A 13,392-nucleotide genomic window follows, 5' to 3' on the forward strand; every position below is an offset into this window, starting at 1 on the left:
GCGGCGGGGGCAGCGGCGGGATGAGGGCACAATGGGACCCATGAGCCTGTTCCGCGACGACGGCATCGTGCTGCGCACCCAGAAGCTGGGCGAGGCGGACCGGATCATCACGCTGCTCACGCGCGGGCACGGGCGGGTGCGGGCCGTGGCCCGGGGCGTACGGCGGACGAAGTCGAAGTTCGGGGCCCGGCTGGAGCCGTTCTCCCATGTCGACGTGCAGTTCTTCGCCCGCGGCAGCGAACTCGTCGGCCGCGGGCTGCCGCTGTGCACCCAGAGCGAGACCATCGCCCCCTACGGCGGCGGGATCGTCACCGACTACGCCCGCTACACCGCCGGAACGGCCATGCTGGAGACCGCCGAGCGGTTCACCGACCACGAGGGCGAACCGGCCGTCCAGCAGTACCTGCTGCTCGTCGGCGCGCTGCGCACGCTGGCCCGCGGCGAGCACGCGCCCCATCTGGTCCTCGACGCCTTCCTGCTGCGCTCCCTCGCCGTCAACGGCTACGCCCCCAGCTTCGGCGCCTGCGCGAAATGCGGGATGCCCGGCCCGAACCGCTTCTTCTCGGTCGCCTCCGGCGGCTGTCTCTGCGTGGACTGCCGGGTGCCGGGCAGCGTCGTACCCTCGCCGCAGGCCCTGGTCCTCCTCGGTGCGCTGCTTACGGGAGACTGGGAGGCCGCGGACGCGTGCGAGCCGCGGTACGTCCGGGAGGGGAACGGACTGGTGTCCGCCTACCTGCACTGGCACCTGGAGCGCGGACTGCGCTCACTGAGGTACGTGGAAAAGTCATAGGCACGGCGTCGGTGAGAACGGCGCGGAAGTTGTAGAGGGAGACGAGAGCACATGGCCGTACGCGGGATCCTGGGCCGCCAGCGCCGCGAGTACAAGTCACCGGAGCCGCACCCGTCCGGGGTCCGGCCGCCGAAGCTGCCCGGCGAGCTGGTCCCGCAGCACGTGGCGATCGTCATGGACGGGAACGGCCGCTGGGCCAAGGAGCGCGGCCTGCCGCGGACCGAAGGGCACAAGATCGGCGCCGAACGCGTCCTCGACGTCCTCCAGGGCTCCGTCGAGATCGGCATCCGCAACATCTCGCTGTTCGCCTTCTCCACGGAGAACTGGAAGCGCTCGCCGGACGAGGTCCGCTTCCTGATGAACTTCAACCGCGACTTCATCCGCAAGACCCGCGACGAACTCGACGCCCTCGGCATCCGGGTGCGCTGGGTGGGCCGGATGCCCAGGCTGTGGAAGTCGGTCGCCAAGGAACTCCAGGTCGCCCAGGAGCAGACCAAGGACAACGACCTGCTCACGCTGTACTTCTGCATGAACTACGGCGGCCGTGCCGAACTGGCCGACGCCGCGCAGGCGCTGGCCGAGGACGTGAAGGCCGGCCGCCTCGACCCGGCCAAGGTCACCGAGAAGACCATCCAGAAGTACCTCTACTACCCGGACATGCCCGACGTCGACCTGTTCCTGCGCCCGAGCGGCGAGCAGCGCACCTCGAACTACCTGCTGTGGCAGAGCGCCTACGCCGAGATGGTCTTCCAGGACGTCCTGTGGCCCGACTTCGACCGCCGTGACCTGTGGCGTGCCTGCATCGAGTTCGCCTCCCGCGACCGCCGCTTCGGCGGCGCGATCCCGAACGAACTACAGCCCAGGAACAACAACACTCCCACCACCCCCTGACCCCACGGGCCCCCGCCCTCACTCCCGAGGGCACACCGTCCCACCCAGGGGCGCGGGGAACTGCGCGCCCAGCCCCCACCCACCCGCACCCGACAACGCCCCGGGACGCCCACTACAACACGCGCGGCCCTCACCCCCGAGGGCACACGATCCCACCCAGGGGCGCGGGGAACTGCGCGCCCAGCCCCCACCCACCCGCACCCGCACCCGACAACGAACCCAACACTCCCCACCCCGCTCAACCCGCGGCGCACTCCGCACAGGTCCCAAAAACCTCCACCGTATGCGCCACATTCACAAACCCGTGCTCCGCCGCGATGCCCTCCGCCCACTTCTCCACCGCGGGCCCCTCCACCTCGACCGCCTTGCCGCAGGCCCGGCAGACCAGGTGGTGATGGTGCTCGCCGGTGGAGCAGCGTCGATAGACCGACTCGCCGTCGGAGGTGCGCAGAACGTCGACCTCACCGGCGTCGGCGAGGGTCTGGAGCGTGCGGTAGACCGTGGTCAGACCGACCGAGTCGCCCTTGTGCTTCAGCATGTCGTGGAGTTCCTGGGCGCTGCGGAACTCGTCGACCTCGTTCAGAGCCGCCGCCACGGCGGCCCGCTGACGGGTCGAGCGGCCCTTCACGGGCGGTCCAGCGGTCGTCACCGGTTGCCTCCTCGGATCAGCATCTGCCGGGACATTGTGCCAGCCCGGCCTACGCTCAGTCAGACACCGACCTCCTCGCCCGCCCCACGGGTGACCGGAACCGTACGCTCCGCGGGGGCGCCGGCGGCCTGCGCGGCGGCGAGTGCTCGGGCGCGGCGCCGGGCCAGCGGCGTGGCCAGCGCGGTCAGCAGGATGAACGCGGCGATGGTCAGCAGAACAATGGTCGCACCGGGCGGCACGTCCTGGTAGTACGACGTGATCGTGCCGCCGATCGTCACGCTGACGCCGATGGCGACGGCGATCGCGAAGGTCGCCGCGAAACTGCGGCTGAGCTGCTGCGCGGCGGCCACCGGGACCACCATCAGCGCGCTCACCAGCAGTAGCCCGACCACACGCATGGCGACGGTCACGGTCACCGCCGCGGTGACCGCGATGAGCAGGTTCAACGCCCGCACCGGCAGCCCCGTGACCCGCGCGAACTCCTCGTCCTGACTGATCGCGAACAACTGGCGGCGCAGCCCGAGGGTGACCAGGACCACGAACGCGGCCAGCAGGCAGATCGCCAGCACGTCGGACTGCGACACGGTCGACAGCGAGCCGAACAGGTACGAGGTCAGGTTGGCGTTGGAGCCGCCCGGCGCGAGGTTGATGAACAGGACACCGCCGGACATGCCGCCGTAGAACAGCATCGCGAGGGCGATGTCGCCGCGGGTGCGGCCGTACCAGCGGATCAGCTCCATGAGGACCGCGCCGAGCACGGAGACGGCGGTGGCCATCCACACCGGCGAGGTGGACAGCAGGAAGCCGAGGCCGACGCCGGTCATCGCGACATGGCCGATGCCGTCGCCCATCAGGGCCTGCCGGCGCTGGACGAGGTAGATGCCGATGGCGGGGGCGGTGATGCCGACCAGGACGGCGGCGAGCAGGGCCCGCTGCATGAGGGCGTAGTTCAGGAAGTCCATCAGCTCAGCAGTCCCGTCCGGATCGGTTCGGCGCCCGCGCTCTCGTGCGGGTGGACGTGGTCGTGGCCCGGCTGGGCGTGGTCGCCGACCGGTCGGGGCGGCGGCCCGTCGTGCACCACGCCGCCGTCACGCAGGACGACGGCCCGGTCGATCAACGGCTCCAGCGGACCGAGTTCGTGCAGGACCAGCAGGACGGTGGCGCCCTGCGCGACCTGGTCGCGCAGCGTCCGGGCCAGCACCTCCTGGCTGGCCAGGTCGACGCCCGCCATCGGCTCGTCCATGATCAGCAGCTCGGGTTCGGCGACCAGGGCGCGGGCGATCAGCACCCGCTGGTGCTGGCCGCCGGAGAGGGCGTCCACGGAGTCCTTCGCCCGGTCGGCCATGCCGACGAGTTCCAGCGCGCGGTGCACGGCCGCGCGGTCGGCCCGGCGGAACGGACCGAACCGGCTGCGGGAGAGCCGGCCGGAGGCAACGATCTCGGTGGCTGTCGCGGGGACCCCGCCGGCCGCGGTGGTGCGCTGCGGTACGTAGCCCACCCGCCACCAGTCCGCGAACCGTCCCCGGTCCGTACCGAACAGCTCGATCGCCCCGGCACCGACCGGCACTTGGCCGATGATGCTGCGGACCACGGTCGACTTGCCGGAGCCGTTGGCGCCGAGCAGCGCGACGACCTCACCGCGGTGCACGGTGAGGTCGATACCGCGCAGGACGGGGCGCGAGCCCAGCTCGGCGTGTACGCCACGCAGGGATATGACGGGGTCGCCCTTGTCGCCGGCTGCGCCCATGATGTCGTCCTCCGTACCGATCGGTGCGGTCACTTGCCCAGGGCGCTCTGGAGCGCCTTGAGGTTGGCTTCCTGGACCGAGAAGTAGTCCTTGCCGCGGGACTTGTCCGTGATGCCCTCGATCGGGTCGAGGACGTCCGTCTTCAGGCCCGCGTCGCCCGCGATGGTCTTGGCGGTCCTGTCGCTGACGAGCGTCTCGTAGAACACGGTGCTGACGCCGTCGGCCTTCGCCATCTTCTCAAGGTCCTTGACCCGGGCGACGCTGGGTTCCGACTCGGGGTCGAGGCCGTTGATGGCCTCCTCGGTGAGGCCGTAGCGCTCGGCGAGGTAGCCGAACGCGGCGTGCGTGGTGATGAAGACCTTGGTCTTCGTGTTCGCCAGGCCGTCCTTGAACTGCTTGTCGAGGTCGCCGAGCTTCTTGACCAGGGCCGCGGTGTTCTTCCTGTAGTCGGCCGCGTGGTCGGGGTCGGCCTTCTCGAAGGCGCTGCCGACACCCTGGGCGACCTGGGCGTAACGCACCGGGTCGAGCCAGATGTGCGGGTCCTCGCCGCCGGCCTCCCCGCCCTGCTCGGTGTCGTGTTCCGCCGCGTGCCCGCCGACCTCGTTGCCGTGCTTCTCCAGGGTGGTCAGGGAGGCGGCGTCGATCTTCGTCTTGATCTCGGACTGCGCCACCGCGTCGTCGACGGAGGGCTGGAGGTTCTTGAGGTAGAGCACCGCGTCGGACTCCTGGAGCTGCACGGTCTGCTTGGCGCTGATCTCCAGGTCGTGCGGCTCCTGGCCGGGCTGGGTGAGACTGGTGACGTGGACGTGGTCGCCGCCGATCCGCTCGGCGAGGAAGGCCATGGGATAGAACGACGCGACGACGTCGAACTTCCCGGTGTCACCCGCCGCCGCGCCGTCGCTGGAGCAGGCGGAGAGGGCGGCTATGCCGAGGGCGGTCGTGACGGCCGTCGGTACAGCGGCCGCGGGTATGAGGCGTCGTCGTGCGTTCATGAGAGTCATTTTCAACAATTATGGAAACCGTTGTCAACAAGCATCCGGAGATGCTCCGCGGGCCCACCGATTTGGCCGAGGGGGAGCCTGCGCCGGTAACCTGAAGCATTCGCTGGAAGCATCTCGCTTCGTCGCCCGTCGTCGTAATGAAGAGAGCACCGTGGCCGCCGACAAGATCGACACCATCGTCAGCCTGAGCAAGCGCCGTGGCTTCGTATTCCCGAGCAGTGAGATCTACGGCGGCCAGCGCGCCGCCTGGGACTACGGACCGCTGGGTGTCGAGCTCAAGGAGAACCTCAAGCGCCAGTGGTGGCGCTACATGGTGACGTCGCGCGAGGACGTGGTCGGTATCGACTCGTCCGTCATCCTGGCCACCGAGGTCTGGGTGGCCTCCGGTCACGTCGCCACCTTCACGGACCCGCTGACCGAGTGCACCGCCTGCCACAAGCGGTTCCGCGCGGACCACCTGGAGGAGGCGTACGAGGCCAAGCACGGCCGCCTGCCGGAGCACGGTCTCGCGGACGTCAACTGCCCCAACTGCGGCAACAAGGGCCAGTTCACCGAGCCCAAGCAGTTCTCCGGTCTGCTCTCCACCCACCTCGGCCCGACCCAGGACACCGGCTCCGTCGCCTACCTGCGCCCGGAGACCGCCCAGGGCATCTTCACCAACTTCGCCCAGGTGCAGACCACCTCGCGCCGCAAGCCGCCGTTCGGCATCGCGCAGATGGGCAAGTCGTTCCGCAACGAGATCACGCCGGGCAACTTCATCTTCCGCACCCGTGAGTTCGAGCAGATGGAGATGGAGTTCTTCGTCAAGCCGGGCGAGGACGAGAAGTGGCAGGAGTACTGGATGGAGCAGCGCTGGAACTGGTACACGGGCCTGGGCCTGCGTGAGGAGAACATGCGCTGGTACGAGCACCCGAAGGAGAAGCTCTCCCACTACTCCAAGCGCACCGCCGACATCGAGTACCGCTTCAGGTTCGGCGGCAACGAGTGGGGCGAGCTGGAGGGCGTCGCCAACCGCACCGACTACGACCTGGGCGCCCACTCCAAGGCGTCCGGCCAGGACCTCTCCTACTTCGACCAGGAGGCCGGCGAGCGCTGGACGCCGTACGTCATCGAGCCGGCGGCCGGTGTCGGCCGGGCGATGCTCGCCTTCCTGCTCGACGCCTACGTCGAGGACGAGGCGCCCAACGCCAAGGGCAAGATGGAGAAGCGCACGGTGCTCCGGCTCGACCACCGCCTCGCCCCGGTGAAGGTCGCGGTGCTCCCGCTGTCCCGCAACCCCGACCTGTCGCCGAAGGCCAAGGGCCTCGCCCAGGCGCTGCGCCAGCACTGGAACATCGAGTTCGACGACGCCGGCGCGATCGGCCGCCGCTACCGCCGCCAGGACGAGATCGGCACCCCGTACTGCGTGACGGTCGACTTCGACACCCTGGAGGACAACGCGGTCACGGTCCGCGAGCGCGACTCCATGAAGCAGGAGCGGGTGTCGCTGGACCAGATCGAGGGGTACCTGGCCGCGCGCCTGCTGGGCTGCTGACGCCGGCGCCCCGCCCCCGCACACACGAACGCCCACCCGCCACCCGGCTTCGGCCGGCCGGCGGGTGGGCGCTTTCGTTACCGCTTACGTCGCTACGTCCCTACGTCGCTACGTCCCTACGTCGCTACGTCCCTACGTCGCTACGTCCCTACGTCGCTACGTCCCTACGTCGCTACGTCCCTACGTCGCTATGTCCCTGCGTCTTCGCCCCGCCGCCGTCTTTGCGGCGCTCACCGGCCCTGAAGCGCCTTGACGTTGTCGCCGAAGGTCCAGTTCTTCGACCCGTCCCAGTTGATCGACCAGGTCATCAGGCCCTTGAGCGAGGAGCCGTAGTGCTGCCACGCCTGGGAGACCAGCGACGGTGACATGTAGCCGCCGCCCGCGCCGGACTGGGCGGGCAGGCCGGGCACCTGCTTGTCGTAGGGCACCTTGATCGTCGTGCCCTGGATCACCAGACCCTGGTTGAGGCAGTCGGTCTGCGCGGTGAAGCCCGCCACCGTGCCCGCCGAGTAGGAGTCACCGGAGCAGCCGTACATGCTGCCGTTGTAGTACTGCATGTTGAGCCACCACAGGCGCCCGTTGTCCGCGTACTTCTTGACGATCGGCAGGTAGGCGCCCCAGATCGAGCCGTAGGTGACGCTGCCGCCGGTGACGTAGGCCGTCTCCGGGGCCATGGTCAGGCCGAAGTTCGAGGGCATCTGGGCCAGGATCCCGTCGATGATCCGGATCAGGTTGGCCTGGGACGTGGAGAGTTGGCTGATGCTGCCGCTGCCGACCAGCCCGGTCTCGATGTCGATGTCGATCCCGTCGAAATTGTACGTTTTCAGGATCGGGACGATTGTCGCCACGAACCGGTCGGCCACTGCGGCCGAGCTGAGGTCGATGCCGGCCGTCGCGCCGCCGATGGACAGCAGGATCGTCTGGCCGGCCGCCTTGGCCGCGCACATCTCCGCCGGTGTGGCCACCTTCACGCCGGCGTCCATGCCGTCCTCCCACAGCGCGGTGCCGTCGGAGCGGATCACCGGGAAGGCCGCGTTGATCACGTTGTAGCCGTGGCTCTGGATGCGGGAGTCGGTGATCGGGGTCCAGCCGAAGGGCGGGTGCACCCCGTTGGCGGAACCGTCCCAGTTCTCCCAGTAGCCCTGGAGGACCTTGCCGGCCGGGCGGGACTTCACGGCACAGGTGTCGGCCGCGGACGCGGTGGGCGCGACGGCGACCGAGAGGGGGACGAGGACGGCCGCGGTCAGCGCGGCGGCGAACAGCCGGAGTCGGCGGCGGACACGGCGGGTCATGCGGGGCCTCCCGGTGGGGGTGCGGTGAGGTGTCGTAGGCATGACAGTGCTCGTGGTCCAGACCTCTCGTCAATAGGTCTGGACCAAAATCCGCGCGACGGGAAGTGACAGATGACAGCTGACAGATATTGAAATCTGTCAGCTGTCATGTCAGGGTGGACGCATGACGAAGCACATCCGCACCCTCGGAACCACCGGCCCCCAGACCTACGCCCTCGGCCTCGGCTGCATGGGCATGTCCGCGCTGTACGGCGAGGCGGACCGGGCCGAATCCATCGCCACCGTCCACGCCGCCCTGGAAGCGGGCGTCACCCTGCTGGACACCGGCGACTTCTACGCCATGGGCCACAACGAACTGCTGGTCGGCGAGGCGCTGCGCACCGCGCCCGCGGCCCGCCGCGAGCAGGCGCTGGTCAGTGTGAAGTTCGGCGCGCTGCGCGACCCGGACGGCAACTGGGGCGGCTACGACGGCCGTCCGGCCGCCGTGAAGAACTTCGCCGCCTACTCGCTCAACCGCCTCGGCGTCGACCACATCGACATCTACCGCATCGCCCGGCTCGACCCGGACGTGCCGATCGAGGAGACGGTCGGCGCGATCGCCGAGCTGGTCGAGAAGGGGCACGTCCGCCACATCGGCCTGAGCGAGGTCGACGCCGGGACCATCCGCCGGGCCGCCGCCACGGCGCCGATCTCCGACCTCCAGTTCGAGTACTCGCTGATCTCCCGCGGTATCGAGGAGGAGATCCTGCCGACCACACGGGAACTGGGCATCTCCGTCACCGCGTACGGGGTGCTCTCCCGCGGGCTGATCTCCGGCCACTTCAGCCGGGACCGGCAGCTCGCCGCGAACGACTTCCGGGCCTTCGCGCCCCGCTTCCAGGGCGACAACCTCCAGCACAACCTGAACCTGGTCGAGGCGCTGCGCGAGGTCGCCGAGCAGAAGGGCGTGACGGTCGCCCAGATCGCCGTCGCCTGGGTGCTCTCGCGCGGCGCGGACATCGTGCCGCTGATCGGCGCCCGCACCCGGGAGCGGCTCGCGGAGTCGCTGGGCGCGCTGGACGTCACGCTCACCGAGGCGGACCTGGCCGCGATCGAGGAGGCCGTCCCCGCGGACGCGGCCCGGGGCGAGCGCTACCCGTCCGCGCAGATGTCCCACCTCGGCTCGAAGTAGTGGCCGCGGTGCCGGGTACGGTCTAGGTCATGTCACCGACCACCGAGACCCTGACCGCCGAGCGGATCCTTGCGGCGACCGAGGAGGTGCTGCGCCGCCACGGTCCGGCCAAGGCCACCGTGGTGGACGTGGCCCGCGCGCTCGGCGTCAGCCACGGCAGCGTGTACCGGCACTTCCGGACCAAGGCCGCGCTGCGGGAGGCGGTGACGAAACGGTGGCTGGACCGCACCTCGGAGGCGCTGTCCGGCATCGTCGGCGCGGACCGCGACCCGGAGTCCCGGCTGCGCGACTGGCTGGCCGGACTGTTCGCGGCGAAGCGGCGCAAGGCCCTCGCCGATCCGGAACTGTTCGGCACCTACACGGTGCTGACCAAGGAGAACGTCACGGCGGTGGGCGAGCACCTGGACGAACTCACCGCCCAGCTGACCCGCATCGTCCAGGACGGCGTCGACGCCGGCGTCTTCACCGTCCCGGACGCGGCCGTGGCGGCGCGCGTCGTCTTCCAGGCCACCAGCCGCTTCCACGACCCGGCCCACGCACGGGACTGGGAGCAGCCGGGCATCGACAACGAGTTCACCGCGATGATCGACCTCCTCCTACGCGGCCTCACCTCACCCACCCCCTGACACCCCCGCCCCTGAAGGGATGCGGGGAACGGCGCGACGAGCCACGTCCGGCCCGCGCTCGTCCCTGTTCCCGGGCTTCTACGGCGTGTGGCCCCGCATCTCCGGGTTTGTGTTGCGCTCCGGAGGGGGGCCGGTCGCCCCTGAAGGGGCGCGGGGAACGGCGCGACCAGCCACATCCCACCCGCACTCACCCCCGCTCCCCGGCCCCTACCCCTACCGCGCAGCCCCAGGACTGGACCCGGGCGCGGACTCCTCCGGATCCACCGTCGCCCCATGCACCTCCGCGAGATGCTCCTCCGCCTTCAGCCACGGCAGGAACTGCGCCCGCTGCTGCCACCCACAGGTGTCACACCTGATCACCCGCTGCGCCCCCGTCCCCCGCACCCTGACCACGTGTTCCCCGCCGTGCTGGTCCCGACGGCTCACCTTGCTCGTGTTGCTCTGCGACATGGCGTCTCCAACGTCCGTCCAGACGGAGTGCTGTCCGGATATCGCAGCGGATATCGCAGCGGATATCGCGGCGGTTTGTGCGGCGGTTTGTGCAGCGGCTGGCGATGGTGCAGCGGCTGGCGATGGTGCAGCAAGGAGTGTGCAGGAAGACCAACATCAACAGGAAACCTTTCACGGCGAGTTGGCCAAGCCGTGTCCTGCCGCTCCGTCCCGCGGGGCCCCGTTCAGCTCAGCGCCCGGGTGCGCCCACCGCCTCCAGCACCTCGGTCGTCTCCAGCCGCTCGGCCGTCCGCCGGGCGGTCCCGCGGGCCCAGCGGCCACTGGTCAGCGCGCCCAGGACGAGCACCAGGGCACCGCACAGCGTGAGGATCCACCAGCCAGGCCGCGCGGCCGCGTCGAAGGCCGTCCCGAACCCCGAGGTGCCGATACCGGCCGCCAGCACGGCCCCGATCACCGCGACCCCCAGCGTCTGCCCGAGCTGCCGGCTGGTGGAGGCGACGGCCGCCGCGACGCCCGCCTGGGCCCGTGGCATGCCGGACACCGCGGTGTTGGTGATCGGCGCGTTCACGAAGCCGAACCCGATGCCGAACAGTACGAAGCCCGCGAACCTGGTGATGTCCGAGGTCTCCGCGTGGAACGCGGCGAACAGCACACCGGCCGTGGTCATCGCGACGCCCGCGATCAGCAGGGGCAGGCGCGGCCCCCGGGTGCCGACCAGCCGCCCGGAGAGCGGTGCGCACAGGAACGTCGGCGCCGCCATGGGCAGCATCCACAGCCCGGCGTGCAGCGCGTCGAGGCCGCGCACGCTCTGTAGGTACAGGGTCGACAGGAACAGGAAGCCGCCCAGCGCGGCAAAGGCGCTGATCGCGATGACGGTGGCCCCGCTGAACGGCGCCGACTTGAAGAAGCGCAGGTCGATGAGGGGTTCCGGGCGGCGGGGCTCGTACCGCAGCAGCGCCGCCAGAGCGATCACGGCGACCGCGGCGAAGGGCAGCACGGTGGCGGCGCCCGAGTTCGGTGCCTCGATGATGGCGTACGTCAGCGCGCCGAACAGCGCGATCACCAGCAGCTGGCCGACCGGGTCGGGGCGGCGGGGCTTGGGGGCGCGGGACTCGGGCACGTAGCGCAGGGTGAGCAGCAGGGCGGCGACGCCGACCGGGATGTTGACCCAGAAGATCGAGCGCCAGCCGACGGAGTCCACCAGCAGGCCGCCGACCAGGGGGCCGGCGGCCATGGATATGCCGACCACGGCTCCCCAGGCGCCGATGGCCCGGGCGCGCTCGCGCGGGTCGGTGAAGGTGTTGGTGATGATCGACATGGCGACCGGGTTGAGCATCGAACCGCCGACCGCCTGGATCATGCGGAAGGCGATCAGCGACTCCAGGTTCGGCGCGAGGGAGCAGAGCAGCGAGCCCGCGGTGAACAGCACCAGGCCCGCCATGAAGACCCGTTTGCGGCCGATCCGGTCGGCGGTGGAGCCCGCGAGCATCAGCAGCGAGGCCAGTACCAGCGTGTACGCGTCGATGGTCCATTGCAGCCCCGAGGTGGTGGCGTGCAGTTCACGCTGCATGGACGGCAGGGCGACGTTCAGGATCGTGTTGTCCAGACTCACGATCAGCAGGCTCATGCAGCAGATCGCGAGGATCAGCGAACGTCGGCGCGGGCTCGGCTGGGGCATGGGCTCCATCGTACGTCGAAACTGATAGTGCGGCTAACTAATGAGTGATGCATGATCCTGCGGACGCCTCCCGTCCGCCGGTTGTCCACAGGCCGCGGGGAGCATCCGGCGGAGTACGGGACAATGGGGCAATGCCCACGCCGTCGACCCTCTCCGAGTCCCCGCTCCGCATCGGCCCGCACGCCGTGCGCCCGCCCGTCGTGCTCGCCCCCATGGCCGGGATCACCAACGCGCCGTTCCGCACCCTGTGCCGCGAGTTCAGCGGCGGCAAGGGGCTGTTCGTGAGCGAGATGATCACGAGCCGGGCGCTGGTCGAGCGCAACGAGAAGACCATGCAGCTGATCCGCTTCGACGCGGCCGAGCAGCCGCGCTCCATCCAGTTGTACGGCGTGGACCCGGCCACCGTCGGCAAGGCCGTCCGCATGATCGCGGAGGAGGACCTGGCCGACCACATCGACCTGAACTTCGGCTGCCCGGTGCCCAAGGTGACCCGCAAGGGCGGCGGCTCGGCCCTCCCGTACAAGCGCAACCTGCTGCGGGCGATCCTGCGCGAGGCCGTCGCCGGCGCGGGCGCGCTGCCGGTGACGATGAAGATGCGCAAGGGCATCGACGACGACCACATCACCTACCTCGACGCCGGGCGGATCGCGGTCGAGGAGGGCGTGACGTCCATCGCGCTGCACGGCCGCACCGCCGCCCAGCACTACGGCGGCACGGCGGACTGGACGGCCATCGCCCGGCTCAAGGAGCACGTGCCGGAGATCCCGGTGTTCGGCAACGGCGACATCTGGTCGGCCGACGACGCGCTGCGGATGGTGCGCGAGACCGGTTGTGACGGAGTGGTCGTGGGGCGCGGCTGCCTCGGCCGGCCGTGGCTGTTCGCGGACCTGGTCGCCGCCTTCGAGGGCCGCACGCAGGACAGGGTGCGGCCGTCCCTGCGCGAGGTCGCCGACGTCATGGTCCGGCACGCGGGCCTGCTCGGCGAGTGGCTGGGCGACGAGGCGCGGGGCGTGATCGACTTCCGCAAGCACGTCGCCTGGTACCTGAAGGGCTTCGCGGTCGGCTCGGAGATGCGGGGGCGCCTGGCGATCACCTCGTCCCTCGCGCAGCTCCGCTCCGGCCTGGACGAACTGGACCTCGACCAGCCCTGGCCGGCCGGCGCCGACGGACCCCGTGGCCGCACGTCCGGCAACAACCGGGTGGTCCTCCCGGACGGCTGGCTGACCGACCCGTACGACTGCGCGGGCGTCACCGAGGACGCGGAAGTGGACACCTCGGGCGGCTGACGCCCCCTCGGCAGCCCCCGGCGCCGGTCCGGCACCGAGCGGCGTGGCCGTCGTACGCCTGCCTCTTGCGAGGCGCCGGCCAGGGGGACGGCGCGATATGGGTGGCGGCATTCACCGGCGGTACGGCCGTGCTCACGAGCCGGGTGACCGACCGCGGCACCGTCCGGGCGGCCAGGGCACAGGCGGAGGCGTCGGCCGCGGCCGAGCCCCGTGCCGGGGACGGCGGGCACGCGCGGCGGTCGGGCCGGAAGTCTCCCGGCCCGACCGCGACACCTGA

The 13,392-nt window shown here is 70.5% G+C and carries 13 protein-coding genes; 6 read left to right on the forward strand and 7 right to left on the reverse strand.

Going from position 1 to position 13,392, the window contains the following annotated elements:
• Nucleotides 1-40: 40 nt before the first annotated feature.
• On the forward strand, nt 41-790 hold the full coding sequence (recO, locus tag ACFC09_RS23360; protein WP_376531496.1) for a DNA repair protein RecO: 750 nt from the start codon (nt 41-43) through the stop codon (nt 788-790).
• A gap of 51 nt (nt 791-841) precedes the next feature.
• Nucleotides 842-1,681 (forward strand): isoprenyl transferase, encoded by an 840-nt coding sequence (locus ACFC09_RS23365; protein WP_376531498.1) that lies wholly within the window; start codon nt 842-844, stop codon nt 1,679-1,681.
• 238 nt (nt 1,682-1,919) lie between these two features.
• Here ACFC09_RS23365 and ACFC09_RS23370 read toward each other — a convergent pair whose 3' ends face one another.
• Genes ACFC09_RS23370 through ACFC09_RS23385 form a run of 4 tightly spaced genes read right to left on the reverse strand, consistent with a single transcriptional unit; the run spans nt 1,920 to nt 5,069 of the window.
• On the reverse strand, nt 1,920-2,330 hold the full coding sequence (locus ACFC09_RS23370; protein ID WP_376531500.1) for a Fur family transcriptional regulator: 411 nt from the start codon (nt 2,328-2,330) through the stop codon (nt 1,920-1,922).
• Nucleotides 2,331-2,389: 59 nt separating this feature from the next.
• On the reverse strand, nt 2,390-3,292 hold the full coding sequence (locus ACFC09_RS23375; protein ID WP_376531502.1) for a metal ABC transporter permease: 903 nt from the start codon (nt 3,290-3,292) through the stop codon (nt 2,390-2,392).
• Nucleotides 3,292-4,077 carry a metal ABC transporter ATP-binding protein gene (locus tag ACFC09_RS23380; protein WP_376531674.1) on the reverse strand — a complete coding sequence of 262 codons (786 nt, stop codon included), beginning with the start codon at nt 4,075-4,077 and terminating at the stop codon, nt 3,292-3,294. The genes ACFC09_RS23375 and ACFC09_RS23380 overlap by 1 nt, the downstream gene beginning before the upstream one ends.
• A gap of 29 nt (nt 4,078-4,106) precedes the next feature.
• The gene (locus ACFC09_RS23385; protein ID WP_376531504.1) at nt 4,107-5,069 is read right to left on the reverse strand and encodes a metal ABC transporter substrate-binding protein; all 963 of its coding nucleotides are present in this window, start codon (nt 5,067-5,069) and stop codon (nt 4,107-4,109) included.
• Nucleotides 5,070-5,229: 160 nt separating this feature from the next.
• On the opposite strand from ACFC09_RS23385, the gene ACFC09_RS23390 reads away from it, so the two are divergent.
• Nucleotides 5,230-6,612, forward strand: coding sequence for a glycine--tRNA ligase (locus tag ACFC09_RS23390; RefSeq protein WP_376531506.1), 1,383 nt, complete (start codon nt 5,230-5,232; stop codon nt 6,610-6,612).
• A 230-nt stretch (nt 6,613-6,842) separates the two neighbouring features.
• Here ACFC09_RS23390 and ACFC09_RS23395 read toward each other — a convergent pair whose 3' ends face one another.
• Nucleotides 6,843-7,904, reverse strand: coding sequence for a chitinase (locus ACFC09_RS23395; RefSeq protein WP_376531508.1), 1,062 nt, complete (start codon nt 7,902-7,904; stop codon nt 6,843-6,845).
• A gap of 163 nt (nt 7,905-8,067) precedes the next feature.
• Here ACFC09_RS23395 and ACFC09_RS23400 point away from each other — a divergent pair, with 163 nt between their 5' ends.
• Together ACFC09_RS23400 and ACFC09_RS23405 are read left to right on the forward strand one after the other, a co-directional pair.
• Nucleotides 8,068-9,075 (forward strand): aldo/keto reductase, encoded by a 1,008-nt coding sequence (locus ACFC09_RS23400; protein WP_376531510.1) that lies wholly within the window; start codon nt 8,068-8,070, stop codon nt 9,073-9,075.
• Nucleotides 9,076-9,104: 29 nt separating this feature from the next.
• Nucleotides 9,105-9,701 carry a TetR family transcriptional regulator gene (locus ACFC09_RS23405; protein WP_376531512.1) on the forward strand — a complete coding sequence of 199 codons (597 nt, stop codon included), beginning with the start codon at nt 9,105-9,107 and terminating at the stop codon, nt 9,699-9,701.
• A gap of 213 nt (nt 9,702-9,914) precedes the next feature.
• Here ACFC09_RS23405 and ACFC09_RS23410 read toward each other — a convergent pair whose 3' ends face one another.
• Both ACFC09_RS23410 and ACFC09_RS23415 read right to left on the reverse strand, forming a co-directional pair.
• Nucleotides 9,915-10,151, reverse strand: a complete 237-nt coding sequence (locus ACFC09_RS23410; protein ID WP_376531515.1) for a hypothetical protein — start codon at nt 10,149-10,151, stop codon at nt 9,915-9,917.
• 229 nt (nt 10,152-10,380) lie between these two features.
• The gene (locus ACFC09_RS23415) at nt 10,381-11,829 is read right to left on the reverse strand and encodes an MFS transporter (RefSeq protein WP_376531517.1); all 1,449 of its coding nucleotides are present in this window, start codon (nt 11,827-11,829) and stop codon (nt 10,381-10,383) included.
• A 131-nt stretch (nt 11,830-11,960) separates the two neighbouring features.
• Here ACFC09_RS23415 and dusB point away from each other — a divergent pair, with 131 nt between their 5' ends.
• A complete protein-coding gene (dusB, locus tag ACFC09_RS23420) occupies nt 11,961-13,115 on the forward strand; it encodes a tRNA dihydrouridine synthase DusB (RefSeq protein WP_376531519.1) in 1,155 nt (384 codons plus the stop codon).
• Nucleotides 13,116-13,392: the final 277 nt, after the last annotated feature.

Source organism: Streptomyces sp. NPDC056161, from assembly GCF_042268025.1.
In the GTDB taxonomy this organism is placed as follows: domain Bacteria; phylum Actinomycetota; class Actinomycetes; order Streptomycetales; family Streptomycetaceae; genus Streptomyces.